This window comes from Corynebacterium sp. HMSC05C01 (genome assembly GCF_001807155.1).
Lineage (GTDB): Bacteria > Actinomycetota > Actinomycetes > Mycobacteriales > Mycobacteriaceae > Corynebacterium > Corynebacterium coyleae.
The window spans coordinates 231613-257731 of the sequence record NZ_KV787954.1; the positions used below are offsets into that span (position 1 = coordinate 231613).

The 26119-nt window shown below is 62.2% G+C and carries 28 protein-coding genes; 17 read left to right on the forward strand and 11 right to left on the reverse strand.

Going from position 1 to position 26119, the window contains the following annotated elements; all coding sequences use genetic code 11:
• The first annotated feature begins 7 nt into the window (after positions 1 to 7).
• The 7 genes from dapB (at position 8) to HMPREF3145_RS05920 (ending at position 8672) form a co-directional block, all read left to right on the forward strand.
• Positions 8 to 751 (forward strand): 4-hydroxy-tetrahydrodipicolinate reductase, encoded by a 744-nt coding sequence (gene dapB / locus HMPREF3145_RS05890; RefSeq protein ID WP_070422302.1) that lies wholly within the window; start codon positions 8 to 10, stop codon positions 749 to 751.
• Positions 752 to 1444: an FAD-dependent thymidylate synthase gene (locus HMPREF3145_RS05895; RefSeq protein WP_070422303.1), complete on the forward strand. Its 693-nt coding sequence runs from the start codon at positions 752 to 754 to the stop codon at positions 1442 to 1444.
• A 36-nt stretch (positions 1445 to 1480) separates the two neighbouring features.
• A complete protein-coding gene (gene dapA, locus HMPREF3145_RS05900) occupies positions 1481 to 2389 on the forward strand; it encodes a 4-hydroxy-tetrahydrodipicolinate synthase (protein WP_070422304.1) in 909 nt (302 codons plus the stop codon).
• 2 nt (positions 2390 to 2391) lie between these two features.
• Positions 2392 to 4470, forward strand: a complete 2079-nt coding sequence (locus HMPREF3145_RS05905; RefSeq protein ID WP_070422305.1) for a ribonuclease J — start codon at positions 2392 to 2394, stop codon at positions 4468 to 4470.
• 70 nt (positions 4471 to 4540) lie between these two features.
• Positions 4541 to 4966, forward strand: a complete 426-nt coding sequence (locus tag HMPREF3145_RS05910) for a hypothetical protein (RefSeq protein WP_070422306.1) — start codon at positions 4541 to 4543, stop codon at positions 4964 to 4966.
• Positions 4967 to 4990: 24 nt separating this feature from the next.
• A complete protein-coding gene (locus HMPREF3145_RS05915) occupies positions 4991 to 5617 on the forward strand; it encodes a TIGR03085 family metal-binding protein (protein WP_083279420.1) in 627 nt (208 codons plus the stop codon).
• Positions 5618 to 5684: 67 nt separating this feature from the next.
• Positions 5685 to 8672, forward strand: a complete 2988-nt coding sequence (locus HMPREF3145_RS05920; RefSeq protein ID WP_070422308.1) for an FtsK/SpoIIIE family DNA translocase — start codon at positions 5685 to 5687, stop codon at positions 8670 to 8672.
• A 59-nt stretch (positions 8673 to 8731) separates the two neighbouring features.
• Here the strand turns inward: HMPREF3145_RS05920 and HMPREF3145_RS05925 are convergent, their stop codons facing one another.
• Entirely contained in the window at positions 8732 to 9781 is a 1050-nt protein-coding gene (locus HMPREF3145_RS05925) for an HNH endonuclease signature motif containing protein (RefSeq protein WP_070422309.1), read from the reverse strand.
• 261 nt (positions 9782 to 10042) lie between these two features.
• On the opposite strand from HMPREF3145_RS05925, the gene HMPREF3145_RS05930 reads away from it, so the two are divergent.
• Complete coding sequence (locus HMPREF3145_RS05930) at positions 10043 to 11218, forward strand: TerC family protein (RefSeq protein ID WP_070422310.1); 1176 nt, start codon at positions 10043 to 10045, stop codon at positions 11216 to 11218.
• Here HMPREF3145_RS05930 and HMPREF3145_RS05935 read toward each other — a convergent pair.
• A complete protein-coding gene (locus HMPREF3145_RS05935; protein WP_070422311.1) occupies positions 11215 to 11499 on the reverse strand; it encodes a YciI family protein in 285 nt (94 codons plus the stop codon). The genes HMPREF3145_RS05930 and HMPREF3145_RS05935 overlap by 4 nt on opposite strands.
• Positions 11500 to 11548: 49 nt before the next feature.
• On the opposite strand from HMPREF3145_RS05935, the gene pgsA reads away from it, so the two are divergent.
• The 4 genes from pgsA to HMPREF3145_RS05955 all read left to right on the forward strand — a co-directional run bounded on the left by pgsA (position 11549) and on the right by HMPREF3145_RS05955 (position 13894).
• On the forward strand, positions 11549 to 12088 hold the full coding sequence (pgsA, locus tag HMPREF3145_RS05940; protein WP_083279421.1) for a CDP-diacylglycerol--glycerol-3-phosphate 3-phosphatidyltransferase: 540 nt from the start codon (positions 11549 to 11551) through the stop codon (positions 12086 to 12088).
• Positions 12085 to 12624, forward strand: a complete 540-nt coding sequence (locus HMPREF3145_RS05945) for a CinA family protein (protein WP_070422313.1) — start codon at positions 12085 to 12087, stop codon at positions 12622 to 12624. The genes pgsA and HMPREF3145_RS05945 overlap by 4 nt, the downstream gene beginning before the upstream one ends.
• A 23-nt stretch (positions 12625 to 12647) precedes the next feature.
• Positions 12648 to 12995, forward strand: a complete 348-nt coding sequence (locus HMPREF3145_RS05950) for a helix-turn-helix domain-containing protein (protein ID WP_070422314.1) — start codon at positions 12648 to 12650, stop codon at positions 12993 to 12995.
• Between the two features lie 74 nt (positions 12996 to 13069).
• Positions 13070 to 13894, forward strand: a complete 825-nt coding sequence (locus HMPREF3145_RS05955) for a PspA/IM30 family protein (RefSeq protein ID WP_070422315.1) — start codon at positions 13070 to 13072, stop codon at positions 13892 to 13894.
• A 55-nt stretch (positions 13895 to 13949) separates the two neighbouring features.
• Here HMPREF3145_RS05955 and HMPREF3145_RS05960 read toward each other — a convergent pair whose 3' ends face one another.
• Genes HMPREF3145_RS05960 through HMPREF3145_RS05970 form a run of 3 tightly spaced genes read right to left on the reverse strand, consistent with a single transcriptional unit; the run spans position 13950 to position 15813 of the window.
• Complete coding sequence (locus tag HMPREF3145_RS05960; protein ID WP_070422316.1) at positions 13950 to 14555, reverse strand: energy-coupling factor transporter transmembrane component T family protein; 606 nt, start codon at positions 14553 to 14555, stop codon at positions 13950 to 13952.
• The gene (locus tag HMPREF3145_RS05965) at positions 14552 to 15241 is read right to left on the reverse strand and encodes an energy-coupling factor ABC transporter ATP-binding protein (RefSeq protein ID WP_070422317.1); all 690 of its coding nucleotides are present in this window, start codon (positions 15239 to 15241) and stop codon (positions 14552 to 14554) included. The genes HMPREF3145_RS05960 and HMPREF3145_RS05965 overlap by 4 nt, the downstream gene beginning before the upstream one ends.
• Positions 15242 to 15246: 5 nt before the next feature.
• Positions 15247 to 15813 (reverse strand): biotin transporter BioY, encoded by a 567-nt coding sequence (locus HMPREF3145_RS05970; RefSeq protein WP_070422318.1) that lies wholly within the window; start codon positions 15811 to 15813, stop codon positions 15247 to 15249.
• 58 nt (positions 15814 to 15871) lie between these two features.
• Between HMPREF3145_RS05970 and HMPREF3145_RS05975 the strand changes: the two genes are divergently transcribed.
• The 3 genes from HMPREF3145_RS05975 to recX all read left to right on the forward strand — a co-directional run bounded on the left by HMPREF3145_RS05975 (position 15872) and on the right by recX (position 18001).
• Positions 15872 to 16087, forward strand: a complete 216-nt coding sequence (locus tag HMPREF3145_RS05975; protein WP_070422319.1) for a DUF3046 domain-containing protein — start codon at positions 15872 to 15874, stop codon at positions 16085 to 16087.
• Positions 16088 to 16288: 201 nt separating this feature from the next.
• Positions 16289 to 17410 carry a recombinase RecA gene (gene recA / locus HMPREF3145_RS05980; protein WP_070422320.1) on the forward strand — a complete coding sequence of 374 codons (1122 nt, stop codon included), beginning with the start codon at positions 16289 to 16291 and terminating at the stop codon, positions 17408 to 17410.
• Positions 17411 to 17413: 3 nt separating this feature from the next.
• Complete coding sequence (gene recX / locus HMPREF3145_RS05985; protein ID WP_070422321.1) at positions 17414 to 18001, forward strand: recombination regulator RecX; 588 nt, start codon at positions 17414 to 17416, stop codon at positions 17999 to 18001.
• Positions 18002 to 18008: 7 nt separating this feature from the next.
• Here the strand turns inward: recX and HMPREF3145_RS05990 are convergent, their stop codons facing one another.
• From HMPREF3145_RS05990 to gluA, 4 genes are all read right to left on the reverse strand, one after another.
• Positions 18009 to 18962, reverse strand: a complete 954-nt coding sequence (locus tag HMPREF3145_RS05990) for an amino acid ABC transporter permease (RefSeq protein WP_070422322.1) — start codon at positions 18960 to 18962, stop codon at positions 18009 to 18011.
• A complete protein-coding gene (locus HMPREF3145_RS05995) occupies positions 18962 to 19648 on the reverse strand; it encodes an amino acid ABC transporter permease (protein WP_070422323.1) in 687 nt (228 codons plus the stop codon). Before HMPREF3145_RS05995 ends, HMPREF3145_RS05990 begins: the two co-directional genes overlap by 1 nt.
• 85 nt (positions 19649 to 19733) lie before the next feature.
• A complete protein-coding gene (locus HMPREF3145_RS06000) occupies positions 19734 to 20606 on the reverse strand; it encodes a glutamate ABC transporter substrate-binding protein (RefSeq protein WP_070422324.1) in 873 nt (290 codons plus the stop codon).
• Positions 20607 to 20637: 31 nt separating this feature from the next.
• The gene (gene gluA / locus HMPREF3145_RS06005; protein WP_070483829.1) at positions 20638 to 21366 is read right to left on the reverse strand and encodes a glutamate ABC transporter ATP-binding protein GluA; all 729 of its coding nucleotides are present in this window, start codon (positions 21364 to 21366) and stop codon (positions 20638 to 20640) included.
• A 129-nt stretch (positions 21367 to 21495) separates the two neighbouring features.
• Between gluA and miaB the strand changes: the two genes are divergently transcribed.
• Both miaB and HMPREF3145_RS06015 read left to right on the forward strand, forming a co-directional pair.
• Positions 21496 to 23025, forward strand: coding sequence for a tRNA (N6-isopentenyl adenosine(37)-C2)-methylthiotransferase MiaB (gene miaB / locus HMPREF3145_RS06010; protein ID WP_070422326.1), 1530 nt, complete (start codon positions 21496 to 21498; stop codon positions 23023 to 23025).
• 17 nt (positions 23026 to 23042) lie between these two features.
• Positions 23043 to 23663, forward strand: coding sequence for an Rv2732c family membrane protein (locus tag HMPREF3145_RS06015; RefSeq protein WP_070422327.1), 621 nt, complete (start codon positions 23043 to 23045; stop codon positions 23661 to 23663).
• Here the strand turns inward: HMPREF3145_RS06015 and HMPREF3145_RS06020 are convergent.
• Both HMPREF3145_RS06020 and HMPREF3145_RS06025 read right to left on the reverse strand, forming a co-directional pair.
• On the reverse strand, positions 23660 to 24730 hold the full coding sequence (locus tag HMPREF3145_RS06020) for a GNAT family N-acetyltransferase (RefSeq protein WP_070422328.1): 1071 nt from the start codon (positions 24728 to 24730) through the stop codon (positions 23660 to 23662). The two genes, HMPREF3145_RS06015 and HMPREF3145_RS06020, sit on opposite strands and share 4 nt — an antisense overlap.
• On the reverse strand, positions 24730 to 26094 hold the full coding sequence (locus HMPREF3145_RS06025; protein ID WP_070422329.1) for a DUF349 domain-containing protein: 1365 nt from the start codon (positions 26092 to 26094) through the stop codon (positions 24730 to 24732). Before HMPREF3145_RS06025 ends, HMPREF3145_RS06020 begins: the two co-directional genes overlap by 1 nt.
• Positions 26095 to 26119 lie beyond the last annotated feature (25 nt).

The following is a 26119-nucleotide window of genomic DNA, read 5'->3' on the forward strand; positions in this document are numbered from 1 at the left end:
GATGCACATGATCAAGGTTGGAGTGCTTGGCGCACAGGGCAAGGTCGGCTCGGCAGTCGTCGCCGGGGTGAAGAAGGTGGACGATCTCGAGCTGGCGGCGGAGATCAACAAGGGGGACTCGCTGCAAACGCTTGTCGACGAAGGCGTCGACGTCATCGTCGATTTCACCACCCCGAACGCGGTGATGGACAACCTGGAGTTCTGCATTAACAACGGCATTCACTGCGTTGTCGGCACGACTGGCTTCGACGATGCCCGCTACCAGCAGGTCCGCGATTGGTGTGCTGCTAACGAGGGCGTCGGCGTGCTCATCGCTCCGAACTTCGCCATCTCTGCGGTACTCACCATGGCGTTTGCCCGCCAGGCGGCGCCATTCTTCGAGTCGGCGGAGGTCGTCGAGTTCCACCACCCGAACAAACTCGACGCGCCGAGCGGCACCGCAGTCAAGACAGCGCAGGGAATTGCACAGGCCCGCAAGGAAGCCGGCATGGGCGCAATGCCGGACGCAACCGAGCAAGCACTCGACGGCTCCCGCGGCGCCGATGTCGACGGTGTGCCTGTCCACGCGGTACGCATGCAGGGCATGGTCGCGCACGAAGAGGTCATTTTCGGCACCACCGATCAGTCACTGACCATCCGTCAGGACTCTTACGGCCGTGAATCCTTCGTCCCAGGTGTTTTGACTGGTGTGCGCGAAGTGGCCAACCGTCCGGGTCTGACGATTGGCCTCGACGAGTACCTCGGGCTCTAAATGCGCGCCGAGCTCGTCGCCGCAACCGCCCTGCGCAACACCCGCCCCGCAGGCGGCACCGACGCAGAGGCGGTTATCGCGCACGCCGCAACCGCCCTGCGCAACACCCGCCCCGCAGGCGGCACCGACGCAGAGGCGGTTATCGCGCACGCCGCAATGTCGTCCCACGACGCCGAAACAGTGCTGCGCAGGCTTATCGACGACGACCGCACCGACCTTCTCGCCCACGCCAGCGCCACCCTCCACGTGTACGGGGTATCGCGCGCCGCGGCAGAAATCATCCGTGCACACCCCGGTTTCGCGGTGAGCCTGCGTGACGACGACGGCGCGGTCGTCCCGCACCTCATCGCGGAAGACGAGGACCTCGTCAACCTGTTTGACACCGCCATCGAACACATTGCATTCATCCGCCAAGAGCTCCTCGACGGCCTCGAGCACGTGCTTGTCGACGACCCCAACCTGCTCTCTCGGCGCAAACGAGCCGCCGAAGCAGCACGCTTGCTTCAGCCCTTAGCCACCGCAACGCAACTGGTAATCACGGGGTCGTACGGGGCGTGGCGTGGTTTCGTCGAGAAGCACAGCGGAAAATATGAAGACAAAGAAATCAGAATGATCGCACGCGCGTGCCTCGATGTGCTCCAGCCGGAAGCGCCCTTGGTGTTTGAAGATTTGGCGGCAGGGGAACGTCGATAAGCACATACGTGTCAATAGGAGGTATTCTTCTTGCTCATGGGCTCATCATGCAAAGTTGATACAGGCGCCAACACATTCGGCACCGTCTGCGTCGCCATGGTTACGCCGTTTGATTCCGACGGCAACCTCGACCTCGCCGCAGGACGTCGGCTTGCTGCCCACCTTGTAGAAAACGGAATCGACACACTCGTCCTCGCCGGAACCACCGGCGAATCCCCAACAACCAGCGCAGAAGAAAAAGTTGAGCTGCTCAAAGCAGTGCGCGAAGAAGTTGGCACCAACGCAAAAATCGTCGCTGGAGCCGGCTCCAACAACACCCGCCACGCAGTCACGCTGGCACAACAAGCTGCAGACGCGGGCGCAGACGCCCTGCTCGCAGTCACCCCCTACTACTCCAAACCCTCACAGGCCGGAGTAGTCGCGCACTTCAAAGCAATCGCAGCCGCAACCGACCTACCCGTCTGCCTCTACGACATCCCGGGACGCTCCGGGATCCCCATCACTGCCGAATCGATCCGCGAACTCGCCGAGGTCGACAACATTCAGGCAATGAAAGACGCCCGCGGCGACCTCTTCGAAGCCGCAGGCCTCATCCAAGAGACAGGCCTGGCGTGGTACTCAGGCGACGACCCGCTCAACCTGCCCTGGCTCACACTCGGCGCAACCGGAGTTATCTCCGTCGTCGGACACGCAGCACCACAAGCGCTGCGGGGACTCGTGGACGCATTCGAGGCCGGCGACCTCACCCGCGCACGGGAAATCAACGCCAACGTACTCAACGTCCTCGCACGGCAGCAGGCCGAGCTGGGTGGCGTGACATTTGCAAAAGCAGCTCTGCGACTGCAGGGCATCGAAGTGGGAGACCCGCGCCTGCCTGTCGCACCAGCGACAGCCGAGCAGGTCAAGCGGCTCCAAGAAGATATGAAAGAGGCTGGAGTCCTATAAATATGAACGAACCCCGCAACCGCGCCCGCAAGGTGACGCGCAAGGCAGGACCCCCGGAACCGGCTGATCAACAGCCGGTCTTCCAAGCTCCGGAGACCCCGGACACAAACGCACAGAAGAACACCGCCGATAATGGCGGCGACGCGGGCCGTGATGGCGGTCGCGACGGTGGTCGCAATGGCGGCGAAAGGCCGCGCGGCAACCGTGGTGGTAACGGCGGCAACAACGGTGGTGGCGGCAACGGTGGTGGCAGCAGCCGAAACCGTCGCCGTGGCCGTGGTCGCGGTGGCAACCAGGGCGGCGGACGTCGCAACCCGGTGAAGGGAATGCAAGGCGCCGATCTGACCAAGCGCTTGCCAGCCCCGCCGAAACTGGCCAAGGACACCCTGCGTATCTACGCACTTGGTGGCATTTCCGAAATTGGCCGCAACATGACGGTCTTCGAATACAACGGCCGTCTGCTTATCGTGGACTGTGGCGTGCTGTTCCCGAACTCCGACGAGCCGGGCGTGGACCTGGTCCTGCCGGACTTCGGCCCGATTGAGAACAAGCTGGACAAGATCGACGCGCTCATCGTCACCCACGGCCACGAAGACCACATCGGTGCGATCCCGTGGCTGCTGAAGCTGCGCCACGACATCCCGATCTACTCGTCCAAGTTCACCAACGCCCTGATCAAGGCAAAGACGCAGGAGCACCGCCAGCGTCCGAAGCTCAACGACGTGAACAAGGACTCCGAGGTCACCGTCGGCCCGTTCCGCCTGCGCTTCTGGCACGTCAACCACTCCATTCCGGAGTGCCTCGGCGTATCCATCAAGACCGGTGCCGGACACGTCGTGATGACCGGCGACGTCAAGGTCGACCAGACCCCGTACGACGGCAAGCCGACCGACCTGCCGGCCCTGTCGCGTCTTGGCGACGAAGGCATCGACCTGTTCATGTGTGACTCCACCAACGCCACCATCCCGGGCATCTCCGCCTCTGAGGCGGGTATTGAGGAGACGCTGATCCGCCTCGTCGGTAATGCTCGCCAGCGCGTTGTCATTGCCTCGTTCGCCTCCAACGTTGCACGTGTGCAGATGGCGGTCAACGCCGCTGTGGCCAACAACCGCAAGGTTGCCTTCAACGGCCGATCCATGCTCCGCAACATGGAGATTGCGGAGAAGATGAACCTGCTCAAGGCTCCGAAGGGCACGATCATTCCGATCGAAGAAGCCGCGAAGATGGCCCCGCATAAGACGGTACTGATCACTACGGGTACGCAGGGTGAGCCGATGGCGGCACTGTCGCGCATGTCTCGCCGCGAGCACCGTCAGATCACCATCCATGACGGCGACACGATCATCCTGTCGTCCTCGCTCATTCCGGGCAACGAGGAGGCCGTGTTTGCGGTGATTAACAACCTCGCCCAGATCGGTGCGAACGTGATCACCAACGCTGAGGCGCACGTTCACGCGTCCGGCCACGGCTACGCTGGCGAGCTGCTTGCGCTGTACAACGCAGCACGCCCGCGCAACGCCATGCCGGTGCACGGCGAATGGCGTCACATGCGCGCGAACAAGGAGCTCGCGATCTCTACTGGTGTGAAGCCGAATAACACGGCGCTTGCCCAGAATGGTGTTGTCGTCGATATGCACAAGGGCAACATCAAGGTTGCCGGCCAGTACCAGGTGGGCCAGCTCTACGTTGACGGCGTGACCATGGGTGACGTCGACCCGGACGTGCTCGCCGATCGTACGTCGCTGGCATCCGGCGGTGTCGTGTCGATTACCTGTGTTATCGACGACGCCACGGGTCGTCTCCTTGAAGCACCTCGCGTATCGACGACCGGCTACTCCGACGATGACCGCGACTTCAACAAGAAGGTCGTCGAAGGTGTTGAAGCCGTCATGGGTGACCTCGCTGCGGAAGGCGAGAACGATCCGTTCCGCATGGTGCAGCAGATCCGCCGCAAGGTCTCGCGCGCGATCGAGCAGAACTACAAGCGTCAGCCTGTGATCCTGCCGACCGTTGTGCCGATGTCGTCCGACAACCACATCGCGACTGAGGAAGAAATCGCCGCTACTCGCGAGTCCCGCTAGTTCGCTGCGTTAACCCCCCAAATCGGGGTCTGGCCGTAACGCCGGGCCCCGATTTTGCTATTTCAGAGGTATGAAAAAGTCACTCGTAGCACTCACCGCCACCGCGACCCTTCTCGCAGCCACGCCTGCACTTGCCGACGAGCGAGCACATCCGCTGCCGGAGGGGACACCGGTTCCGTACGATCCGGGCTACACCGGATACTGGATGAGCCACGACGTTGTGCGCCCTGGTGATCAGGACTACTACTCGGCTAATAACGATGCGATTCGCGTGCTGGGTCGTTTCGACGGCGACCAGATCCTGTGCGCACACTACAAAGGTGGCATGCAGGGGTGCTACGTCGAAGGTCAGACGGTCACCGATTTGGGTTACGGCGCGTCGGGTCGGGTCGTGACCACTGACAAGACGTGGGCGATGTTCGCACCTGTACTCCGAGTTTTCATCAATATCGAGCAGAATCTCTTTAGCGTGTTCCGGAGCGCGCAGCTGCTCTAAAAGCTCGTGGCTATGCTCGTTGGCATGTCTTTTGCACAACGAGAACGCTCACGTCTGGCCGAGTTGTTCCTTGAGGTAGGCCCTGATGCGCCCACCTTGAACGAAGGGTGGAACACCTTCGACTTGGCCGCACACCTGCTGATCCGCGAGTCGAAGCCCTTGGCGTTGCCGGGCATGTTCGTGGACGCACTGTCGGGTATGATGGAGAAGGAAACCTCAAAGGTGAAGGCCCGCCCATACACCGAGGTGGTGAACGAGTGGGCGGCCGGCCCGCCGGTGTGGATCAAGCCGTTCGATGCTGCAATGAACACTGCCGAGCACTTTATTCACCACGAGGATGTGCGCCGGGGTGGGGGAGAGGTGCGCCCGCGCGACTTTTCTCGCACGGTGAACGCGCAGCTTTTGGCGCTGGCGAAGCGCTTCGGCGCGATGACGTTGCGCAAGGCTCAAGCGCCCGTGATTCTGACACCGCCGGACCTGCCGCCGGTGACTCTCGGGGATAAGGCAGGGGTGGCACAGCGTGGCGACGACGTCGTGCGCGTCAGCGGGGCACCCGGCGAATTGCTGTTGTGGGTATCGGGTCGCAACGCTGCGGAGATTGAACTGACCGGCGCATTGGAAGCGCTCGATGGTCTGGATGTCAAGATTTAACGCTTGACACCGCGCCTCTGGTGTGGCGTATGGGGAAAATGTGACTTAAGGCGTTAGAGTTACACCCATGTCTGTCAAAAACACCGCACCGCGTAACTCGCGGTCTTCTTCACGCCGCTCGGCGGACGGCACCCGCTACGGCGGGCCGGTGTCGATGACACACCCGCCGACCTCTTCCACCGTGGCCGCCGACACTGCCGATGAGCGCGTCGGCTCTGCGTACAAAGTGGTCGGTAGTTCCCTCGGCGCCGCAGCCCGCGGCGTCGGTTCGTTTCTCCGGCGCGAGCCGCGCCACCATGAGCAGGAAGAAGAGAATCTGAGTACCTCACGCCGTCGCCCGCGACGCGACCAGTACGACGACCACGACGAGCTCGAGCAGCGTGACGACGACCCCACGCCCCGCACCAGCACCTTCGAGCATCACGCCGACGCTTGGGGCCTTGTGCTCATCGGCCTGGCCGCGGTTATTGGTGGCTCGGTGTGGTTCGATGTTGCAGGCCCGGTCGGGGACTTGATCTCCACCGGCACCCATTGGTTGATCGGTGCGGGTGCGCTGATCCTGCCGGTCGTGCTCGTCGGCGTCGCTATTGCGCTCATGCTTAACGTGCGCGCGAGCGACGAGGTTCGCGCACGCGCCGCTCTGGGCTTCAGCATCATCGCAGTGGCGATGCTTGGCCTCATCCACGTGTTTGCCGGCAACCCTTCGGCATGGGAAGACCGCCGAATCGCTGGCGGCGCGATCGGTGCCTTCACCGGTGGTTTGCTCGCTGCCGGGTTTTCCTCGTTCGTTGCCGTGCCGCTGCTGGGCTTGATCGTGCTGTACGGCGCGCTCAAAGCGACAGGTATTACGGTGCGCGAGGCCTACGACTACGTCAAGGGCCTCGTTGCCGGCATGCTCAACGCAGAAGACGATGAGGACGACGACCCGTACTCGCACGTCGACGCAGACCTCGATGACATTGCAGAAGGCCGCGACCGCCCACGCCCACGCGCGTCGCGTCCAGCGCCACGTCTGATGCCTCGTCCGCGCCGCCCGCGCACGCCGATGGAGAGTTACCCCACCAACGAGGACGAAGACGACGACCTGTTCGACTTCGCCGACGACCTCAACGACACCGACGACACCTCCGAACCAGAACCAGAACCGGAGGCGACCACGGTCGTTCCTCGTCCGAAGCGTCGCCCCGCACCGACGCCAGCGCCGGCACCAGCGCAGACGACCCGCGCCGACAACAACCCCAACGAGACGAAGGTGTTGGAGCGCCCGGAAGAGACGTCGGATCGTCGTCAAGCAGGGGCTCCCGATGCCGTCGAGACCTCGCGCGAGCAGATGGCGAAAGCCATCGCCGCACGCTCCGGCATCGACGCCTCCAAAATCCCTGCAACCACCCCAAAGTCCGAAACCCAACCACCGGCACCGAAGCAGGTACGCAAGATCCCGCAGGGCGACTACACCCTGCCCTCAACCGACCTGCTCATCCCCGGCAACCCGCCGAAGACGCGCACCGAAGCCAACGACCGCATGATCGAAGCCATCACCGATGTCTTCGAAGAATTCAACGTCAACGCACAAGTCACCGGCTTCTCCCGCGGCCCGACAGTGACCCGTTACGAGGTCGAACTTGGCCCAGGTGTGAAGGTCTCCAAGATCACCAACCTGCAGTCCAACCTCGCCTATGCGGTGGCCACCGACAACGTCCGCCTGCTCACCCCGATCCCCGGCAAATCCGCCGTCGGCATCGAGGTACCCAACGCTGACCGCGAAATGGTACGCCTGCGCGACGTGCTCGACGCACCGAACGTGGCGTCGCAGGACGATCCGATGCTCATCGGTCTGGGCAAGGACATCGAAGGCGACTTCATCGCGTCGTCGGTACAGAAGATGCCGCACCTGCTGGTTGCGGGTTCGACGGGTTCCGGTAAGTCAGCGTTCGTGAACTCCATGCTCATCTCGTTGCTCACGCGCGCCACCCCTGAGGAGGTCCGCCTCATCCTGGTGGACCCGAAGATGGTGGAACTGACCCCGTACGAGGGCATCCCGCACCTGATCACGCCGATTATCACTCAGCCGAAGAAGGCGGCCGCAGCCTTGCAGTGGTTGGTGGAGGAGATGGAGCAGCGCTATATGGACATGAAGTCCGCGCGCGTGCGCCATATCAAGGACTTCAACCGCAAGGTGCGCTCTGGTGAGCTGACGGCCCCTCCGGGGTCGGAGCGTGAGATGCGTCCGTACCCGTTCATCGTGTGTGTTGTCGACGAGTTGGCAGACCTGATGATGACGGCGCCGAAGGAAATCGAGGACTCGATCGTTCGTATCACGCAGAAGGCGCGTGCGGCCGGTATCCACTTGGTGCTTGCGACCCAGCGTCCGTCCGTGGATGTGGTGACTGGTCTGATTAAGACGAACGTGCCGTCGCGTCTTGCGTTTGCGACCTCGTCGTTGACGGACTCTCGCGTGATCCTCGACCAGGGCGGTGCCGAGAGGCTCATCGGTATGGGTGATGGTTTGTTCATCCCGCAGGGTGCCGGCAAGCCGCAGCGTATGCAGGGCGCGTTCGTTTCGGACGAGGAGATCCAGGCGGTTGTCGACGCTGCGAAGTCCCAACAGGACGAACCCGACTACGTTGAGGGCGTCACGGAGGATAAGCAGGCGGAAGCCAAGGTCATTGACGACGACATCGGTAAGGACATGGACGACCTCCTCGAGGCCGTCGAGCTGGTGGTGACCTCCCAGCTGGGTTCGACGTCGATGCTGCAGCGCAAGTTGCGTATCGGTTTCGCCAAGGCTGGCCGCCTGATGGACCTGATGGAATCTCGCGGTGTGGTCGGCCCGTCTGAGGGGTCGAAGGCTCGCGAGGTGTTGGTCAAGCCGGAGGAGTTGGAGACGATCATCTGGATGATCAAGGGCGCCGATCCGGCTGAGGCACCCAAGGACGTCATGCTTGACGACGACACCACCACCGACGGCCCTGACTCTGGCAGTGACACTGGCGGCACCGACGGCGACACCCGCACCGTCACCGCCACGTACAACCCCACTGGGGGAGCCTTCTAGCCTGTCTGAGGGCATGTCGAATAACCCGCCGTGTGCGGGTTTTCGTCGTTAAGTAGCCGCTAGCCGAAGAGTTGCTGCATTGCCCCCGCTTCGGTCACGGGAACCGGCACACCACTTGGCGAGACCCACGTCGGGGTGCCGTTGATGATTTCGATGCGCCCTCGACTGGTGTGCCAAGGGTCGTCGTCGTTGACCCGGTTGTGGTAGCTGCACAGGGGTGCGAGGTTATCTATGTTGGTTTCTCCGCCGTGCTTCCAGGCCGTGATGTGGTGAATCTCGCACGAGTCAGCTCCATGACGGCAAGAGGGGAAGGGACAACGAGGCATGAGCAGGCGTGCGAGGTCGCGCTGTTTTTTGTTGGCGAAGCGCTGTGTCCGGTAGAGGTTCACCGCCCCGGCTTGCGGGTGGAACAGGGCGATTTCGCCGAAGGTGAGATTGAGGTACTCGGCTCCGGTCATGGTGGTGCCGTCGGTAAGTACGAGGGTCACATCCTCGCCGTCGCCGGAGAGGATCTGGATGTGCTCAGGTAGCGGTGCGAGCACTATAGGGCGGGGAGCGGCGTGTGGGATGGAGGTGCCGTCGCGAAGCAGTGAGAGAAAGGCGTCAAGCATCTGCGGTGCCGCGGGCCGTGAGCTGTCCACGTGCTGGCGCAGGGCGTGCTCGAGATCCGCGATGTCTCGCTCGGAGGCGGTGACCCTCATCGTCCGCATCCCAAGGGTGGAGCAGGAGAACGTGACCTGTGCCTTCGGCATCCTCGGCGCCGTTGGTGGGATGAGGTCTTTTGCAGCCTGGCGCAGTGTGGCGAAGCTGCCGTGGACGGCGAGGAGCTTGTGGCGCACGCGCCAACGTTCGCCCTCATCGTCGATTGCAGTCAGCCGGTTCTCGATGTACGACAGCCGGTCCAAGTCGAACGCGCCAGCGCGGGCCGCCTCAAGGGCTCGGCGCTGCTGCTTGGTCCACTTTGTGGCGCCGAAGTAGACGTCGTGGATGCGGCCCCAGGCGGTCACGGTTGCTGGCCGGCAGCGGCTGGCAAGTGCGGCTGCACGGTTGAAGCCTTGCAGGCTATCCACCGTGGGCAGGTCTGCGAGGAAGGTTTCAAATGGGCTCATGCCTCGCACGTTAAACCAGTTGCGCAATGCCCGGCAGGGCCCTTGTGGATAACCGCGTTGACACATCAACAAACTGGGGTGGTTATCCACATTCGCGACACCAAAAAAGTGTGTGTATTGTGTTACCCACTTGGAGGGGAGTACCCCGGAAGTGTTCTGGATCGTCAACACGGTGTCGTCGAAAAGTGATGGCCCCGGTCCGAACAGCCCACTTGGGTGGGGGAGACCTCCGGTCGTTTCTGCTACCGGAGGATTAAACGCATGCATGTGCCGTTAAGTATATGGCTGATCACCTCTGCGGTGATCCTGGGATTTTTCATCTTTGACTTCGTCTCGCACGTGCGTACCCCGCACGAGCCGACGATGAAGGAATCGGGCGGCTGGGCCCTGTTCTACATGACCATGGCCTGCATTTTCGGCGGGATCGTGTGGTGGCTGTGGGACGGCGAACACGGCATGCAGTTCTTCACCGGCTACATCACTGAGCTGTCGCTGTCGGTGGATAACCTTTTCGTGTTCGCGCTGATCATGGGTGCGTTCAAGATCCCACGCGCGTATCAGCAAAAGGTGTTGCTGATCGGCATCGTGATCGCGCTGATCTGCCGTCTCGTATTCATTCTGTTGGGTGCCGTGATCATCGAGGCCTGGTCGGACGTGTTCTACATCTTCGCCGCCTTCCTGATCTACACCGCGATCAAGATGGTGTACGACGAGGTGACGGACCAAGAGGATCCGGATCCGAACGACATGATGGTGGTCAAGACGCTACGCAAGGTTATTCCGGTGACCAGCTCGTACCACGGAGACCGTCTCGTTTCCGCTACCCAGGCTGGCAAGCGCGCGGTTACCCCGCTGTTTGTGGCGCTGCTGTCCATCGGGTTCATCGACGTGATGTTCGCCTTCGACTCCATCCCGGCGATCTACGGCATCACCCAGGAATCCTTCCTCGTGTTCACCGCCAACGCGTTCGCGCTGCTGGGCCTGCGCCAGCTCTACTTTCTGCTCAACGGCCTGCTCGACCGCCTGGTATACCTGCCGTACGGCCTCGCGGTGGTGCTCGGCTTCATTGGTGTGAAGCTGCTGTTGCACGCGCTGCACGAGAACAACCTGTCGTTCATCAATGGCGGCGAGGGTCTCGACGTGCCGGAGGTCGGCACTGTCGCCTCGCTGCTGATCATCGTCGGCGTGCTCGCGATCACCGCGGTTGCATCTGTGATCAAGGACCGCGCCGACGTGAAGGCAGGTGTCCGTGATCCGAACGAAAACCAGTACCACATTGATTTCGACGACCACGGCAACCGCCGCAAGGTCGACCGTCACGGACACCATGTTGAGTGGATCGACGACCCGGCGACATCTGGCAAGGGCGATCACACCGCGACGGGATCGCGCGAGACCGCCCACCTCGATGTCGCGCGTGGCGGTAGGAAGGCTTAGCCGAAGATATTCATCACCGGGTTCCACTCCCGGATCTCGCGCGCTGCGAGTGCGCCGGCGGTCGTGTATGGGTCTTGATCCAGCACGGCCGCCGCATCAGCTTCAGTGGCAGTGTCGGGCAGTTGCAGGATGATCAGGGCTTGATTGACGCCGATAAACGGGCCGGATCCCACGATGCGTCCGAGTGCGAGTTGCGAGGAGATGAATTCGCGGTGGGCGGGGCGGGTGTCGTCGACAAGCGTTTGCTCGCCGTAGGTGTAGGTTGCTGCGAAATACTTCATGGAGGGCAGTCTAGGTGGAACGCGTGAGATGGGTATGGTGGATCGCGTGATGCAAACGGATAAGCCGTCGAATTGGAATCTGCCGAATGTGTTGACGTCTCTGCGGATTCTGTTCATTCCTGTGTTCGCGTGGCTGGTGCTTTCGGAGCGCTGGTGGTGGGCGTTTGGCCTGTTTGTGGCGTTGATGATCACAGATAAGCTTGACGGGGATATTGCTCGTGCGCGGGGGCTGATTACGGATTTCGGCAAGATTGCTGATCCGATCGCGGACAAGGCGTTGATGATTACTGCGCTGGTTACGTTGAATATTGCGGGGCCGTTGCCGGTGTGGGTCACTGTGGTGATCGTGGCTCGTGAGCTGGGGATCACGGTGTGGCGTATGTGGATGTTGCGTCGCGGTCTGGTGGTGCCGGCGTCGAAGGGCGGCAAGGTGAAGACTGTCCTGCAGTCGCTGGCGGTTGGCCTGTACTTGTGTCCGTTGCCCGCATGGGCGGATACGCCGGTGTTTGTGGTGATGTTGCTCGCGGTGGCGGTCACCGTGGTTACGGGTGTGCAGTATTTGGTTGATGCAGGAAAGGCGAACAAATGACGACGGCGCAATTGCTTATCGACGAACTACGTTCCCGGAACCAAACCATCGCTTTTTGCGAGTCGCTGACTGCCGGGCTTGCTGCTGCGACCCTTGCGGACGTGCCGGGTGCTTCCGACGTACTCGTCGGCGGTTTGGTGACGTACTCGGCGGAGCTCAAAACCGAGTTGGCCCACGTTCCGGCAGAGTTGATCGAGCAAGAGGGCGTGGTCTCTGCTGCGGTGGCCCGGGAGATGGCGCGCGGTGCTCGTAGGGTGTGCGGGACGGATTGGGCGGTTGCGCTTACTGGCGTCGCAGGGCCCGGTGCGCAAGACGGTATGCCGGCTGGCACGGTGTGGATTGGGCTGGCTGGGCCGCAGTGGACGGCGTCGTCGCAAGCTGCGGAACTGCTCGATTCGGAAGCGGGCCGGTATGCGCTTGTCGATGGACATGCGACCCCTGTCCGAGTCCTCGCAGGGTCGCGGAACGAGATTCGCCGACGCGCGGTCGAAGCGGCCCTGGTTGGTGCGCTGACTGGCGTTCGGGAACAAAACTAGACCACCGATCGTTGGAGCAGCTGATGACAACTACGACTCTGCTTTACGAAGCCCCGGTAGAACTGCCGATTGCATCCGCCCCAGCGCGTGAGCCGCTGTTCCGCGAAGCCCTCGGTATGTCGCTGCGCGCTTTTCGCGCTGATAAGGGCGTAACTCTTCGCACGTTGGCGAAGGAGGCTCGCGTGTCTTCCGGCTACATCTCGGAGTTGGAGCGCGGTCGCAAGGAAGTGTCCTCTGAACTGCTTGCAGCGCTGTGCGAGGCACTGGACACCACGGTGTCTGAGGTGTTGCTGGAAGCGGTGGCGAATATGTCGCTGCATTCCTTCAACGAGGAACTCGCGGTTACCTCTCCGGCGGCTGCGGAAGCGTAACGGAGCTCACCCGACTATTGTGGGTGGAGTTTGACGCACTAACTAATGAAGATGAAAGGTCGCGGTGATTAGCCATGGCGAACCCCTTTTCCAAGTTCTGGAACTACCTGATGGCTCTCTTCGACAACAAGATCGAAGAGAACGCTGACCCGAAGATCCAGATTGAGCAGGCCATCAACGAGGCGCAGCGCCAGCACCAGGCACTGTCGCAGCAGGCTGCCGCGGTGATTGGTAACCAGCGTCAGTTGGAGATGCAGCTCAACCGTCGCCTCGAGGATGTTGAGAAGCTGCAGGCGAATGCCCGCCAGGCGCTCAAGCTTGCTGATAAGGCTCGCGGCGAGGGCAACGCGCAGAAGGCGCAGGAGTACGAAAACGCCGCGGAGGCGTTTGCGGCACAGCTGGTCACCGCTGAGCAGGGTGTGGAGGATACTAAGCAGCTCCACGACCAGGCGCTGCAGCAGGCAGCTCAGGCGAAGCAGGCTGTGGAGGGTAACGCGGCACACTTGCAGCAGCAGGTTGCTGAGCGCTCGAAGCTCCTGTCGCAGCTGGAGCAGGCGAAGATGCAGGAGAAGGTTTCGGAGACGATGCAGTCGATGAACTCGATTACTGCGTCCGGTCCGAACTTGGATCAGGTTCGTGAGAAGATTGAGCGTCGTTACGCTAACGCGCTTGGTGCCGCCGAGTTGGCGCAGAACTCCATTCAGGGTCGTATGGCTGAGGTTGAGCAGGCCGGTATCCAGATGGCTGGTCACGGCCGCTTGGAGCAGCTGCGTGCGGAGATGGCAGGCGAGCTCACCGCTGGCAAGAAACAGGCGATTGAGCCGGGGCAGTCCGCTACCGACGCTAACGTCAGCGATGATGCGGTTGCGCAGCGCATGCGCGAACTGCGCGGCGAGTAAATCACAACGTCGAAGGCCCGAGGCACATCGCTTCGGGCCTTTTCGCTGCGTGGGGTTAGTCCACGGCGCCGCGCGCCATCAGCGCTTCACCGATCATCTTCGCCCGCCGCACGGAGCGGATGACCAGGGGAGTGCCGAACGCTAGGAGGGAGAAGCCAGCCCCGCGGGCTTTGCGGGCGTCGAGGACTTCGTTCGCGGTCGCGAGTGTCAGCGGAATCAGGCGAATGGTGAGTGCAATGGTGAGCGAGATGAGTTCGCCTGTGCGTCCCAACGGTGCGAGTGCTCGGTCGAGGGCGTCAAGGAGTTCCTGGACCGGGGTGGTCAGTGTGAGCAGGTTCGCCGCCGCGATGGTGGCAAGCAGCCCGGTAAGAAGTGTGGCCGCCGATTCAATGCCGTTTTGCCACACCATGAACGCGCCTAAAAAGATCAGGAAAGGCAGGAGTGGCACGAGTTGGCGCCACGCGATCCTCATGGGAATGCGTGCCCACAAGTAGAGCACCAGCACAAACCCGAGTGCGGCGGCTGCGTGCCAGGGCCGGGTGGGCAGGACAGTGACCCCGATGATGAAGACCACCAGCAGCACGAACTTCAGCGCTGGCTGCATGCGGTGGAGCAGTGTGTCGCCGGGGATGTAGACACCGAGGGGGAGTTCGCGGATCATGGTTTGTTATCCATGAGGTCGGTGTAGAACGCGATGGCGTCGGCGGGGTTGCTGTCGTAGACGAGTGTGCCGTCGTCGATGACGAGGACGCGTTCGAAGTCGCGCAGCATGTCCAGGTCGTGTGTGACCACGATGAGTTGCTGCTCGAGTGCGTTAAGTTCGCGCACGATTCGTTTGCGGTTGCGCAGGTCAAGCAGTGTCGTGGGTTCGTCGGCGATGATGGTATCTGGTTCGATCACCATCACGGATGCAAGTGCGAGCATCTGTTTTTCGCCGCCCGACAGGGTGTGCGGTGAGTTTTCGGCGAGGTCGGTGAGTTCGAAGCGGGCGAGAGCGTCGTCGACACGCGATCGCACTTCGTCGCGGGGGAGTTTGAAGCGGCGAAGAGAGAAGGCGACGTCGTCGGAGACGCGTGGCATGACGATTTGGGATTCGGCGTCGGAGAAGACGAATCCGACGCGTTTGCGGACGTCGCGGCCTTGGGTGGTGGGGGAGAGGTCGTCGTAAAGCACTTGCCCTGAAGTGGGTTCGATGAGTCCGTTGATGAGGCGCACGGTGGTGGATTTGCCGGAACCGTTGGAGCCGATGATGCCGATGCGTTGCTCACTCAGGCGCGTGGTGAGTGGCTGAAGGACGGTGTTGCCGTCGTAGGTGACGGCTGCGCCTTTGAATTCGATGACGGGCATCGTGCTTATCGACGACTACCGCGCAGGTCAGGAAACGCCTGGTGCACCGCGATTGCGATGGCGATCATGAGAGCGACCTTGCCGGCGTCAGGCAGCAGGAATGGCACCTGTGCGGCCCATGCTGCGCCGAAGGACATCTCAGCGCGGGCCATGAGGCCGAATACGCCGCAGAGGTACTGGAAGAACAGGGCAACGTAGCCGGCGACGATGAGGACGCCGATCGTAGCCGCGGTGTTGCGGCGGAATGGCGCACGGTAGGCGATCAGGCCCGCGACGGTAGCGGAGACGAGGTAGCCCACAAGGTAGCCCACGGTCGTGCCGCCGAGTGCGGAGATGACGGTGCGGCCGCCTGCAAGCACGGGTAGTGCGAGGCCGACCAGGAGGAAGATACCTGCGGTGAACAGGCCGCGGCGCCAGCCGAGGACGAGGCCGGCGAGGATGATGGCTGCGTTTTGCAGCACGATAGGCACGCCTGCGGCGCCGACGGGGATGGAGACGAAGCCGAGAGCGATGATGATGGCCGCGAAGACGGCGATGAGCGCAATGTCCTGCGCGGTGGAAGATTTACTCATGCGCGGCAGTGTACCTGAACGCCGTTCAATAACGCGTGTTCGGGTAGCGTGTTGAGTCATGCGTTTGACGGAGTTTCATCAACTGGTCGAGGACGAATTTGGCGCGGGTCGAGCCAAGTGGATTATCGATACGCAGGTGATACCGGGCTACGAGCGCACCGCGGCGGACATGATCGAAAGTGGTGTCGATCCCCGCGAGGCGTGGCGCGGACTCTGTGAAGCGTTTGACATTCCGGAAGAGCGCCGACTTGGCATTGACAGGCCCGGGTTTTGAATTCCCGTTCGAACACGTTTGCGTGTACAGTGTTCGGTGTCGTAGCCGCATTCTAAAGTGGCTCCTGTATTCGCCCCCGAGGAACTTTCCTTGTTTTGGAGGGAACCGAAGGGTAGGCGCGTGCGTCTAATAGGCACGGACTAACACACAGTGTGGATGCGGCAACCGTCGCACCACCGACAATTTGGAGGAAAACACCACATGGCAACGAAGAAGAAGACTGCCGCTTCCGCCGCGAACTCGCGCCAGAACGCGCTCGACGCTGCGCTTGCGATGATTGAGAAGGACTTTGGCAAGGGCGCCGTCATGCGCCTGGGCGACGAGAATCGCCCACCGATTCAGTCCATCTCTTCCGGCAACACTGCTATCGACGTTGCCCTTGGTATCGGCGGCTGGCCACGCGGCAGGGTCGTGGAGATCTACGGCCCGGAGTCGTCCGGTAAGACCACCGTTGCCCTGCATGCGATTGCGGAGGCGCAGCGCGCAGGCGGCATCGCGGCGTTCATCGATGCCGAGCACGCCCTCGACCCTGACTACGCCCGCAAGCTCGGCGTGGACACCGACAATTTGCTGGTCTCCCAGCCGGATACGGGCGAGCAGGCGCTTGAGATCGCGGACATGCTGGTGCGTTCTGGTGCTATCGACATGATCGTGATCGACTCTGTTGCAGCGCTGACCCCGAAGGCTGAAATCGAGGGCGAGATGGGTGACTCCCATGTCGGCCTCCAGGCACGTTTGATGTCGCAGGCACTGCGCAAGATGACCGGTGCGCTGTACAACTCCGGGACTACCGCGATCTTCATTAACCAGCTGCGTGAAAAGATTGGCGTGATGTTCGGCTCCCCGGAGACGACCACTGGCGGTAAGGCCTTGAAGTTCTACGCGTCGGTGCGTTGCGATGTCCGCCGTATTCAAACCCTGAAGGACGGCCAGGATTCCATCGGTAACCGCACCAGGATGAAGGTTGTGAAGAACAAGGTTTCCCCGCCGTTCAAGATCGCCGAGTTCGACATCATGTACGGCGAGGGCATCTCGCGGGAGTCCTCCATCATCGACATGGGCGTGGAAAACGGCATTGTGAAGAAGTCCGGCTCGTGGTTCACCTACGAGGGCGACCAGTTGGGGCAGGGTAAGGAAAAGGCGCGCCTGTTCCTCAAAGACAACCCGGACCTGGCCGACGAAATCGAAGACAAAATCTTCCGCGCGCTTGGTGTGGGCAAGTATGCCAATGTTGACGACGATGCCTTGTCGGATGATCCGGTGGACATGGTGCCCAACATCGATTTTGACGACGAAGACGACGCCAAGGCGGACGAGAAGTAGCATATGGCGGACCCCGAAAAGATTGCGCGCCTCAAAGCTGCTCTCGAGGCGTACGAGCCGGGGTCGGGTTTCATCGACCACGCACATGAGGAGGCGAAGGCGCCGGTACGCAAACGCGCATTAGGGCTGCTGGATCAGCGGGCGCGCTCGCGTGAGGAGCTGCGTGGTCGGCTGATCAAGGCTGAGTTTGAGCCCATGCTTGTCGACGAAGTTCTCGACGACCTCGCCAGCTCAGGCCTGCTCAACGACGCAGCATTTGCTTCTGAGTGGGTGCGTCAGCGCGCTGCGCGTCGCGGAAAGTCTGCTCGTGCGCTCGATATGGAGCTGCGTGACAAAGGGGTGGGTAGTGCGGACCGTGCGGCTGCGCTCGAGCAGATCACAGACGACGACGAGGAGCGCATTGCTCGCGGAGTTGCCGAAAAGGCGGCACGCAAGGTGAAACGCGCACCCGAGGACCGGGCCGAGTATGACAAGTTCCTGCGCCGCATCGTTGGGGCGCTCGCCCGCCGTGGGTTTAACCAGGGGCTAGCGATGCGCCTGGGGAGGGAAGCGCTCGACGAACGCATCGCCGAGTGTGCAACCCACCCGTGACGCGGGCTTAGTGTTTCTCCACGGGGTTGTCGATCTGCTGGTAGCCGGGGGCTTGCCAGTCGAGGTTGACGGTGTCCTTGGTGTCCAGGCCCACTTCCTTGCCAGCGGTGGGCACCTTGGCAAAGGGGTTGCGGCGCGCTCGGCCGGCGCGTAGTTGGCGCTCGACGCGGGTTGCGAGCATTGTCAGCGCGTAGTTGATCAGGATCATGATGATGGCCACCACGATGAGCGACGCCAAGTAGTTCCGGTTTGCAGAGGCGACCTGCGTGCCGGAGCGGACAACCTCGACGTAGCCAATTTGGTAGCCCAGGGCGGAATCCTTCAGCGCAATGACCATCTGGGAAATCAGTGCCGGGAGCATGGCAGCAACGGACTGGGGCAGCAAAATCTTGCCCATCGTCTGCCAGTGGCTTAAGCCAAGCGCCTGAGCGGCTTCGGTTTGGCCGCGGGGTAGCGATTTGATGCCGGCGCGGAGGATCTCGGCGATAACGGAGCCGTTGTAGAGCGTCAGTGCCACAACGACGGCCCAAAACGCGAGCGACGCTGGTGGAACGATCTTGTATACCGCGAAGACCTGGTACAGGAAGATCATGAGCAGCAGCACTGGAATGGCGCGGAAGAACTCGACAACCACAGCGCAGAAGCCACGCACGAGTTTGTTCGGGGCAAGGCGGCCAAGTCCGAAGATGACACCGAAGACAATTGCGAGCAGCACTGATAGGACGGCTGCTTTAATCGTGCCGACGAGGCCGGGGATGATGTAGGTGGTCCAGGTGTTTCCCTGGGTGAAGGGGGTCCAGCGCTCAGCATCGAGTTGGCCGTGTGTGGCTAGTTTGCTCAGTACCCACCAGCCGACGAGAAGTAGGACAGCGATGGTGATTGCGGTGTAAATGTAGTTGCGGCGTACGGCTTTGGGCCCGGGGGCGTCGTAAAGCACGGTTGCGCGGAGTGAGGATGGCATTAGCGTTTCACCGCCAGACGGTTAGACAGCCAGCCGATGACGAGCCCTGTTGGCAGTGTGAGCACGATGAAGCCGAGGGCGAAGATGCCGAAGATGGCGAAGAGCTGGTTTGCGTGGAATTCGATGGTGGATTTCATCAGCAGCGATGCTTCCGCGACGCCGATGACCGATGCGATCGTGGTGTTCTTCGTCAAAGCGATCAGCGTGTTGCCCAGCGGAACGATTGCTGCACGCAGAGCTTGGGGGAAGATAATCAACGAGAAGATCTGCCCGAAGCTCAGTCCGAGGGAGCGTGCGGCTTCGGCTTGTCCGAAGTGAACGGTGTTGATGCCGCTTCGGAGCGATTCGGCGACGAAGCACGAGGTGTACAAAACGAAGCCGAGGATCGCGAGGCGGAAGTTTTGGTCTGCAAGGTAGGTGCTGGATTCGCGGCTCGCGAGCTCAAGGCCAAGGTTTTGGTAGAGGCCGAACGAGCAGAACAGGATCACAAGTGTCAGCGGGGTGTTGCGCACGGTGTTGATGTAAAACGCCGACAGGTTCCGCAGGATGGCAACGGGGGAGACCCGCATAGCAGTGAGTAGGGTGCCCAGGATCATTGATCCGATGGCGGAGTAGAAGGTCAGCTTGATTGTGGTCCAGAATGCTGGCCACAGTTTGGGCGCGAGATCAGCCCACATTGCATCCATGGTGGGAACTTCCAATACGTGAAGGAGATGAAGAAGGGTTGGGGCTCGGTGGCCGGGTGGGGTTCACCCAGCCACACGGCAGGTGCTACTCGACGAAGGACAGGTCGCCGACCTTGTCCTTTTCAACACCTTGGCCGCCGTCGAGGTTGTCGTTGACGAACTTGTCAAAGGATCCGTCCTCGTAAAGGGCGTTGAGTGCCTTGTTGACGGCCTCGAGTGCGCCCGGGTCTTCCTTCTTCAGGCCGACGCCGTAGTGCTCGTTGGTGAACTGCTCGCCGTCCTTCTTCAGCTCGACGACCTTGAAGTCGCCCGGGGACTGTGCGGAGTAGCCGCCGAGGATGGTTGCGTCGGTGGTGAGGGCGTCGACGTTGCCGTTGCGCAGGGCTTCGACGCAGGAGGAGTAGGTGTCGTATTCCTGGAGCTGGACGCCCGGCAGGGTGTCCTTGACCTTCTGTGCCGGGGTGGAGCCGGTGACGGAGCAGAGGATGCGGCCGTCGAGGGCTTCGAGGCCGGTGATCTCGGCGTCGTCGGAACGGACGAGCAGGGCCTGGTGGGTCAGCAGGTAGGGGCCTCCGAAGTCGACTGCTTCGGAGCGTGACTTATTGATGGAGTAGGTCGCGGCGATTGCTGCGACTTCACCGTTTTGCAGCACGGTTTCGCGCTGTGCCGAGGGGGTTTCGCGCCAGGTGATTTCTGGATGCTCCCAGCCGTTTTCGTCGGCAATGTGGTTGACCACGTAGGTGGCGACGTCGACGTCGAGGCCGGTCATGGAGCCGTCGGCTTCGCGCAGGCCGAGGCCTGGCTGGTCGTACTTGGTGCCGAGGGTGACGTTGCCGGCCTCGATCTGCGCGAGGAGGCCTTCGGCGTCGCCGGCGGAGTCGCCGCCGCAGGCGACGAGTGTGGTGGCCGCGAGCAGGGCTGCGGCAGTGGTCGATGCGAAACGTGCGGTGCGCTTCATGGTGATTCTCCTTGTAAGAAACGTGGGTGGGTTAATGAGGCAGGATTTTGCCGAGGAAGTCTCGTGCACGGCTGGACTGCGGGTTGGTGAAGAACGACTCGGGGTCGGTGTCTTCGACGATTTCGCCATCGGCCATGAACAAGATGCGGTCGGCAACTTTGCGGGCGAAGCCCATTTCGTGGGTGACCACGACCATGGTCATGCCGCTTTCGGCCAGTTCTGTCATGACGTCGAGGACCTCGCCGACCATTTCGGGGTCGAGGGCGGAGGTGGGTTCGTCGAAAAGCATGACTTTCGGCTCCATCGCAAGGGCGCGTGCGATTGCGACGCGCTGCTGCTGGCCGCCGGAGAGCTGTGCCGGATATTTTTCTGCCTGGTTGCCGATGCCCACGCGGTCGAGCAGTTCGCGAGCGCGTGCGGTGGCGTCGGTCTTTTTCACCTTGCGGACCTTGATGGGGCCCAGGGTGACGTTGTCCAGAATGGTCAGGTGCGGAAACAGGTTGAACTGTTGGAACACCATGCCTACGTCTGAACGGAGGTGGGCCAGTTCCTTCCCTTCGGCGGGGAGGGTACGGCCGTCAATTTCGATCGTGCCTTCCTCGATGGTTTCGAGGCGGTTGATCGTCCGACACAGGGTGGACTTTCCCGATCCGGACGGTCCCAGCACTACGACTACTTGTCCGCGGGGGACTTCAAGGTTGATGTTTTGTAGTGCGTGGAAGTCGTCGAAGTACTTCTCCACACCCACCATGCGAATCATGGGTTCGGCAATCTCCTGTGTCATACAAGGCACAGTAGGCCAAAACTGTGATGCGGGTGACCAAAACTGGGAAAGTGTTTGTCATTTGCGGTTAGGTTTGGGCGCTTTGCCTGGTTAGACTGTCTCGCCGTGACTACGGCAAATACCTCTGAAAACACCACTTCGCGCACCTATGAGGTGCGGACGTTCGGCTGCCAGATGAACGTGCACGATTCTGAGCGTCTCTCGGGCCTGCTTGAGGATGCGGGGTACGTGGCGGCAGACGAGGGGACTGAGCCCGACCTGGTGGTCTTCAATACCTGTGCGGTGCGTGAAAACGCGGATCAGCGCCTGTATGGCTCGCTCGGACAGTTGAAGAACACGAAGGCGAATCATCCGGGCATGCAGATTGCGGTCGGCGGGTGTTTGGCGCAGAAGGATCGCGACACGGTGATTGAGAAGGCACCGTGGGTCGACGCCGTCTTTGGCACGCACAACATCTCCGCATTGCCGGCGTTGCTCGATCGCGCACGGGTGGAGGACGAAGCCCAGGTTGAGATTGTTGAGTCGCTCGAGGTGTTTCCGTCTGTCCTGCCGGCGAAGCGCGAGTCTGCCTACGCCGGTTGGGTGTCTGTGTCGGTGGGCTGCAATAACACGTGCACGTTCTGCATCGTGCCGTCGTTGCGTGGTAAGGAGCAGGATCGCCGCCCGGGCGATATTTTGGCCGAGGTGCAGGCGCTCGTCGATCAGGGTGTGTCCGAGGTGACGCTGCTTGGTCAGAATGTGAATGCGTATGGCGTGAACTTTGTCGACGAGGACATGGAGCGCGACCGTTCTGCGTTCTCCAAGCTCTTGCGTGCCTGTGGCGACATCGAGGGCTTGGAGCGTGTGCGTTTTACGTCGCCGCACCCGGCGGAGTTCACCTCGGATGTGATTGACGCGATGGTGGAGACTCCGAACGTGTGCCCGCAGCTGCATATGCCGTTGCAGTCGGGCTCCGACAAGGTGCTCAAGGACATGCGCCGTTCCTACCGGTCGAGGAAGTTCCTTGGGATTTTGGAGGAGGTGCGTGAGAAGCTTCCGCACGCTTCCATCACCACTGACATCATTGTCGGGTTCCCGGGTGAGACTGAGGAGGATTTCCAGGCGACGCTCGATGTGGTGGAGAAGGCTCGTTTTACCTCTGCGTTTACGTTCCAGTATTCGCCGCGTCCGGGCACGCCGGCTGCGGAGATGGAGCAGCAGATCCCGAAGGCTGTGGTGCAGAATCGTTTCGAGCGCCTGCTTGCCTTGCAGGATCGTATTAGTGCTGAGGAGAACGAGAAGCTGATTGGCACGGAGCAGGAGTTGCTCGTGCAAGCGGGTGGTGGACGCAAGAATGATCGCACGCACCGCATGTCGGGTCGCGCTCGCGATGGCCGCCTGGTGCACTTCGCGGTTGAGGGTGACATTGATGGCGAGATCCGCCCGGGCGATTACGTCACTGTCACCATCACTGAGTCCAAGCCGCACTTCCTTATCGCAGATTCTGGGGTGCGTGATCACCGTCGTACGAAGGCCGGCGACAATTCGGCGGCGGGCCAGGTGCCGACGACTGCACCTGTCGGCGTGGGGCTTGGCTTACCGACGATCGGTCAACCGCCCAAGCAGCCCACCGGCGATTCGTCCTGCGGCTGCTAGGGGCTACAGTGGCTGCTATGACGCAGCAGGATTCGCAGACGTTGGCTCGCGCGGAGAAGTCCGCCGCTTCGCAGATCACGATGGGGGCGAAACGGTGGGTGCTCGCCGCGTGTGCGGTGGTGTACCTCGTGGCGTTGGTGTTGCCGTTTGCAGGTGGGGTGGCCGGTTGGCAGGTTTTGGGGCTGACCCAGGCGTCGCGCGATGCGCGCACTTCGGTGGCGGAGTACTTGTTTGTGTGGTTTTCCTTCATCGGTGTTGGGGTTTTGACATCGCTCGCAGTTGCTTTACGACGATTCGCCGTCACCCTGCCTGCCTGGATGGTCACAACGGTCTCTGCCGTGTTTTCCATCCTCGGCATTTGGTTGCGCAACCAAAGTGCTCCGGAAACCTCACGCGACATCGGCTACTACCTGGCCATGTTGGCTGTGTTCGTTGCGGTGTTCACGCTGTTCCCGCTGATCCTGTCTCGCTCTGAGGCACAGGTGAAGGTGGCCGACGAGCGCGCGAAGGTGCAGCAGCGCGACGACGTGGCGTTGCTGCAGCAGTCGGCGACGCATCAGGCGAACGCGCACGAGGAGAACCCGTTGCTTGTGGACGACCGCCGCGCCCGTGCCGCCGAACGCCACCGCAAGATTTAGACCTTTTGCCACCCTGTCGTCGCGGAAACCACTTCCGCGCCGACCCCTTTCATTATGGCGGCTGCTGGCGCGGAGTCGGCGGGGTAGGAGCAGTACACCGTCTCCAAGTCTTCCCAGGTTGCGTGTGCTCGCTCGAGGGAGGCACGCAGCATGGCTTTGCCGATGCCACGGCTGCGGTGCTCTGGCAGGACGTAGACAAGGCCGAGTTCGCAGACCTTCGGGTCGTCGGCGTGGAAGCGCACGACTTCGCAGAGTCCGACGATGACGCCGTCGACGTAGGCCAGTCCGGTCAGTTGCGAGCCGCCTCGGTCTTGCAGCCTCGCGCCGGCGTCGCGGATGCGCTCAAGGTCCCAGTTGATAGTGTCCATCACCAGGTCGCCGCGAGGGTAGTCGCGCGATGCCGCGGTGAGCAGACGGGAGAACTGCTCTACCTCGTCGGCGCCTGCTTTGCGTTTGGAGAAGAACCCTGGGCCTTCGATGACTGCGAACTCGGCGGCCACAGTACGAGGCAGGGCATCCAGTGCGGTGATCTCGAACGTGGCCTGGTCTTCTCGGAAGGCCGCCGTGTAGCCGGCTTCGGTCAACGCGGGGGATGCCGAAGCGTCGGGCAGGTGCGTGACCCAGAGTTGGCGGATGGGGCGTTCGAGGCGGGTGGAGAGGTCGTCGAGAAGCGACAGCGCTGCGGCCCACGGTTCGGGCGGTTCATCTTCGCCGGGCAGGGGCGCGATCTCGGCGTCGAAGGTGAAGTTCGCTTCGATCACGCGACGGTCTTCGAGCAAAGGCAGGGAGATGAAGAGCCAGGCGTCGGTGTGGTCGAGGTCGTCGTCGAAAAGTTCGCGGTAGCCCAAATCCGTCACAGGGCGGGGTGCCTGCTGGGAGGTGAGCGCGAAGAGGATTGCTTCGGATTCGGCGGACGGCTCGAGGCGCTTCGCAATGTGCGATGCGGACACGCCAGAGGTGGCAAGACCGGTGATGTCTTGGATGGCGAGCGTTGCGGAAAATGCGTAACCCCCGACCACTGCCTCCGATGAGTTGGGCCGGGGGACGTACTGCTGTGGTGTGAGCACTAGCCCTCGTTCACAGCCTTCGCGGCAACGTCGGCAAATTCCTGCCACTGCTTCGCCTGCTCACGCAGCGTTGCTGCCTTTGCGGCGTTGCCCTTGGCCTCAGCCTCTTGGGCTTGGCGCTCAAAGTCGTCGGCCTTGACCTGGAACTGGTTGACCTTGTCCTGCTGGGCAGGGTTGGTTTTGCGCCAGCGGGAGTCTTCGGCCTCGGAGACGCGCTGCTCGATGCGGGCGATCTTGTCCTCGTACTCGCGGATGCGACCGCGTGGTACGAAGCCAATCTCGTCCCACTTGTCCTGCAGTTCGCGCAGTTTCGCCTTCGCGGCGCCGAGGCCCTTCGCGGGGTCGATCTGCGCGTCGTATTCAGCGATGAGCGCATCCTTGGCTTCTGCGTTGGCCTCGAATTCGCGGTCGCGTTCCGCGTTGACGGCGTTGCGGGCTTCGAAGAAGTGGTCCTGGGCGGCGCGGAACCGCTCCCAGAGCTTGTCGTCTACCTCGCGTGGGGCGCGACCGGCGGCCTTCCATTCCGTCATCAGGTCGCGGTAGGCGCGGGCGGTGTTGCCCCAATCCGTGGAGTCCTTGAGCGCTTCGGCGCGGTCGACGAGTTCTTCCTTGATCTTCTTGGCTTGGGCGCGGTTGCGGTCCAACTCGGCGAAGTGGGCGCCACGGCGACGGTTGAAGCTGTCGCGGGCGCGGGAGTAGCGCTTCCACAGTTCGTCGTCGGTTGCGCGGTCGATGCCGCGGATGCCACGCCACTCCTCGAGGATGTCGCGGATGCGGTCGCCGGCGCGCTTCCATTCGGTGGAGTTTTCCGCCAGGTCTTCGGCCTCGGCGGCGAGGGCTTCCTTGCGGGCGATCGCTGCCTTACGTCGCTCCGCCTTCTGCTCCTTGGCCTGCTCACGCGCATCGGCGGATGCGGCGATGGCAGCATCGAGGCGGGCTTCGACGGCGTCGAGGTCGCCGATCACTGCGGCGTCGTCAAGCGATGCCTTGAGTGCCTCTGCGGATTTGCGGATCGCATCGGCGTCTTCCGGGTGAGCGCGCAGGCGAGTCTCGATGAGTTCGACTTCGGTAACCAGGTCGTCGTAACGCTGCCCGTAGTGTGCGAGGCCTTCCTCGGGCGTACCTGCCTGCCAGGACGCGATCTGGCGTTCAGTGCCGCCGCGGGTGAGGAAGACGTTGCCGTCTGCATCAACACGGCCAAACTTCGACGGGTCCGACGGGGTACGGGCCGGAACAGGCGCCGGTGTAACTGACGGGGCGGCAGGCGCCGCGGCCGGGCGTGGCCGAGGCTTCGGACCCTTCTTCGCCATGGCGGCAGGCGAGGGGATCTTGCCAGAGGTGTTGGTGGGGTTCGACTCGGTCATAGTGGTCGTCCTTTCCGCGGCATGG

Coding starts and splice junctions, on each gene's coding strand:
- dapB (WP_070422302.1), top strand. CDS start 8: ATGATCAAGGTTGGAGTGCTTGGCGCACAGGGCAAGGTCGGCTCGGCA.
- HMPREF3145_RS05895 (WP_070422303.1), top strand. CDS start 752: ATGCGCGCCGAGCTCGTCGCCGCAACCGCCCTGCGCAACACCCGCCCC.
- dapA (WP_070422304.1), top strand. CDS start 1,481: ATGGGCTCATCATGCAAAGTTGATACAGGCGCCAACACATTCGGCACC.
- HMPREF3145_RS05905 (WP_070422305.1), top strand. CDS start 2,392: ATGAACGAACCCCGCAACCGCGCCCGCAAGGTGACGCGCAAGGCAGGA.
- HMPREF3145_RS05910 (WP_070422306.1), top strand. CDS start 4,541: ATGAAAAAGTCACTCGTAGCACTCACCGCCACCGCGACCCTTCTCGCA.
- HMPREF3145_RS05915 (WP_083279420.1), top strand. CDS start 4,991: ATGTCTTTTGCACAACGAGAACGCTCACGTCTGGCCGAGTTGTTCCTT.
- HMPREF3145_RS05920 (WP_070422308.1), top strand. CDS start 5,685: ATGTCTGTCAAAAACACCGCACCGCGTAACTCGCGGTCTTCTTCACGC.
- HMPREF3145_RS05925 (WP_070422309.1), bottom strand. CDS start 9,781: ATGAGCCCATTTGAAACCTTCCTCGCAGACCTGCCCACGGTGGATAGC.
- HMPREF3145_RS05930 (WP_070422310.1), top strand. CDS start 10,043: ATGCATGTGCCGTTAAGTATATGGCTGATCACCTCTGCGGTGATCCTG.
- HMPREF3145_RS05935 (WP_070422311.1), bottom strand. CDS start 11,499: ATGAAGTATTTCGCAGCAACCTACACCTACGGCGAGCAAACGCTTGTC.
- pgsA (WP_083279421.1), top strand. CDS start 11,549: ATGCAAACGGATAAGCCGTCGAATTGGAATCTGCCGAATGTGTTGACG.
- HMPREF3145_RS05945 (WP_070422313.1), top strand. CDS start 12,085: ATGACGACGGCGCAATTGCTTATCGACGAACTACGTTCCCGGAACCAA.
- HMPREF3145_RS05950 (WP_070422314.1), top strand. CDS start 12,648: ATGACAACTACGACTCTGCTTTACGAAGCCCCGGTAGAACTGCCGATT.
- HMPREF3145_RS05955 (WP_070422315.1), top strand. CDS start 13,070: ATGGCGAACCCCTTTTCCAAGTTCTGGAACTACCTGATGGCTCTCTTC.
- HMPREF3145_RS05960 (WP_070422316.1), bottom strand. CDS start 14,555: ATGATCCGCGAACTCCCCCTCGGTGTCTACATCCCCGGCGACACACTG.
- HMPREF3145_RS05965 (WP_070422317.1), bottom strand. CDS start 15,241: ATGCCCGTCATCGAATTCAAAGGCGCAGCCGTCACCTACGACGGCAAC.
- HMPREF3145_RS05970 (WP_070422318.1), bottom strand. CDS start 15,813: ATGAGTAAATCTTCCACCGCGCAGGACATTGCGCTCATCGCCGTCTTC.
- HMPREF3145_RS05975 (WP_070422319.1), top strand. CDS start 15,872: ATGCGTTTGACGGAGTTTCATCAACTGGTCGAGGACGAATTTGGCGCG.
- recA (WP_070422320.1), top strand. CDS start 16,289: ATGGCAACGAAGAAGAAGACTGCCGCTTCCGCCGCGAACTCGCGCCAG.
- recX (WP_070422321.1), top strand. CDS start 17,414: ATGGCGGACCCCGAAAAGATTGCGCGCCTCAAAGCTGCTCTCGAGGCG.
- HMPREF3145_RS05990 (WP_070422322.1), bottom strand. CDS start 18,962: ATGCCATCCTCACTCCGCGCAACCGTGCTTTACGACGCCCCCGGGCCC.
- HMPREF3145_RS05995 (WP_070422323.1), bottom strand. CDS start 19,648: ATGGATGCAATGTGGGCTGATCTCGCGCCCAAACTGTGGCCAGCATTC.
- HMPREF3145_RS06000 (WP_070422324.1), bottom strand. CDS start 20,606: ATGAAGCGCACCGCACGTTTCGCATCGACCACTGCCGCAGCCCTGCTC.
- gluA (WP_070483829.1), bottom strand. CDS start 21,366: ATGATTCGCATGGTGGGTGTGGAGAAGTACTTCGACGACTTCCACGCA.
- HMPREF3145_RS06015 (WP_070422327.1), top strand. CDS start 23,043: ATGACGCAGCAGGATTCGCAGACGTTGGCTCGCGCGGAGAAGTCCGCC.
- HMPREF3145_RS06025 (WP_070422329.1), bottom strand. CDS start 26,094: ATGACCGAGTCGAACCCCACCAACACCTCTGGCAAGATCCCCTCGCCT.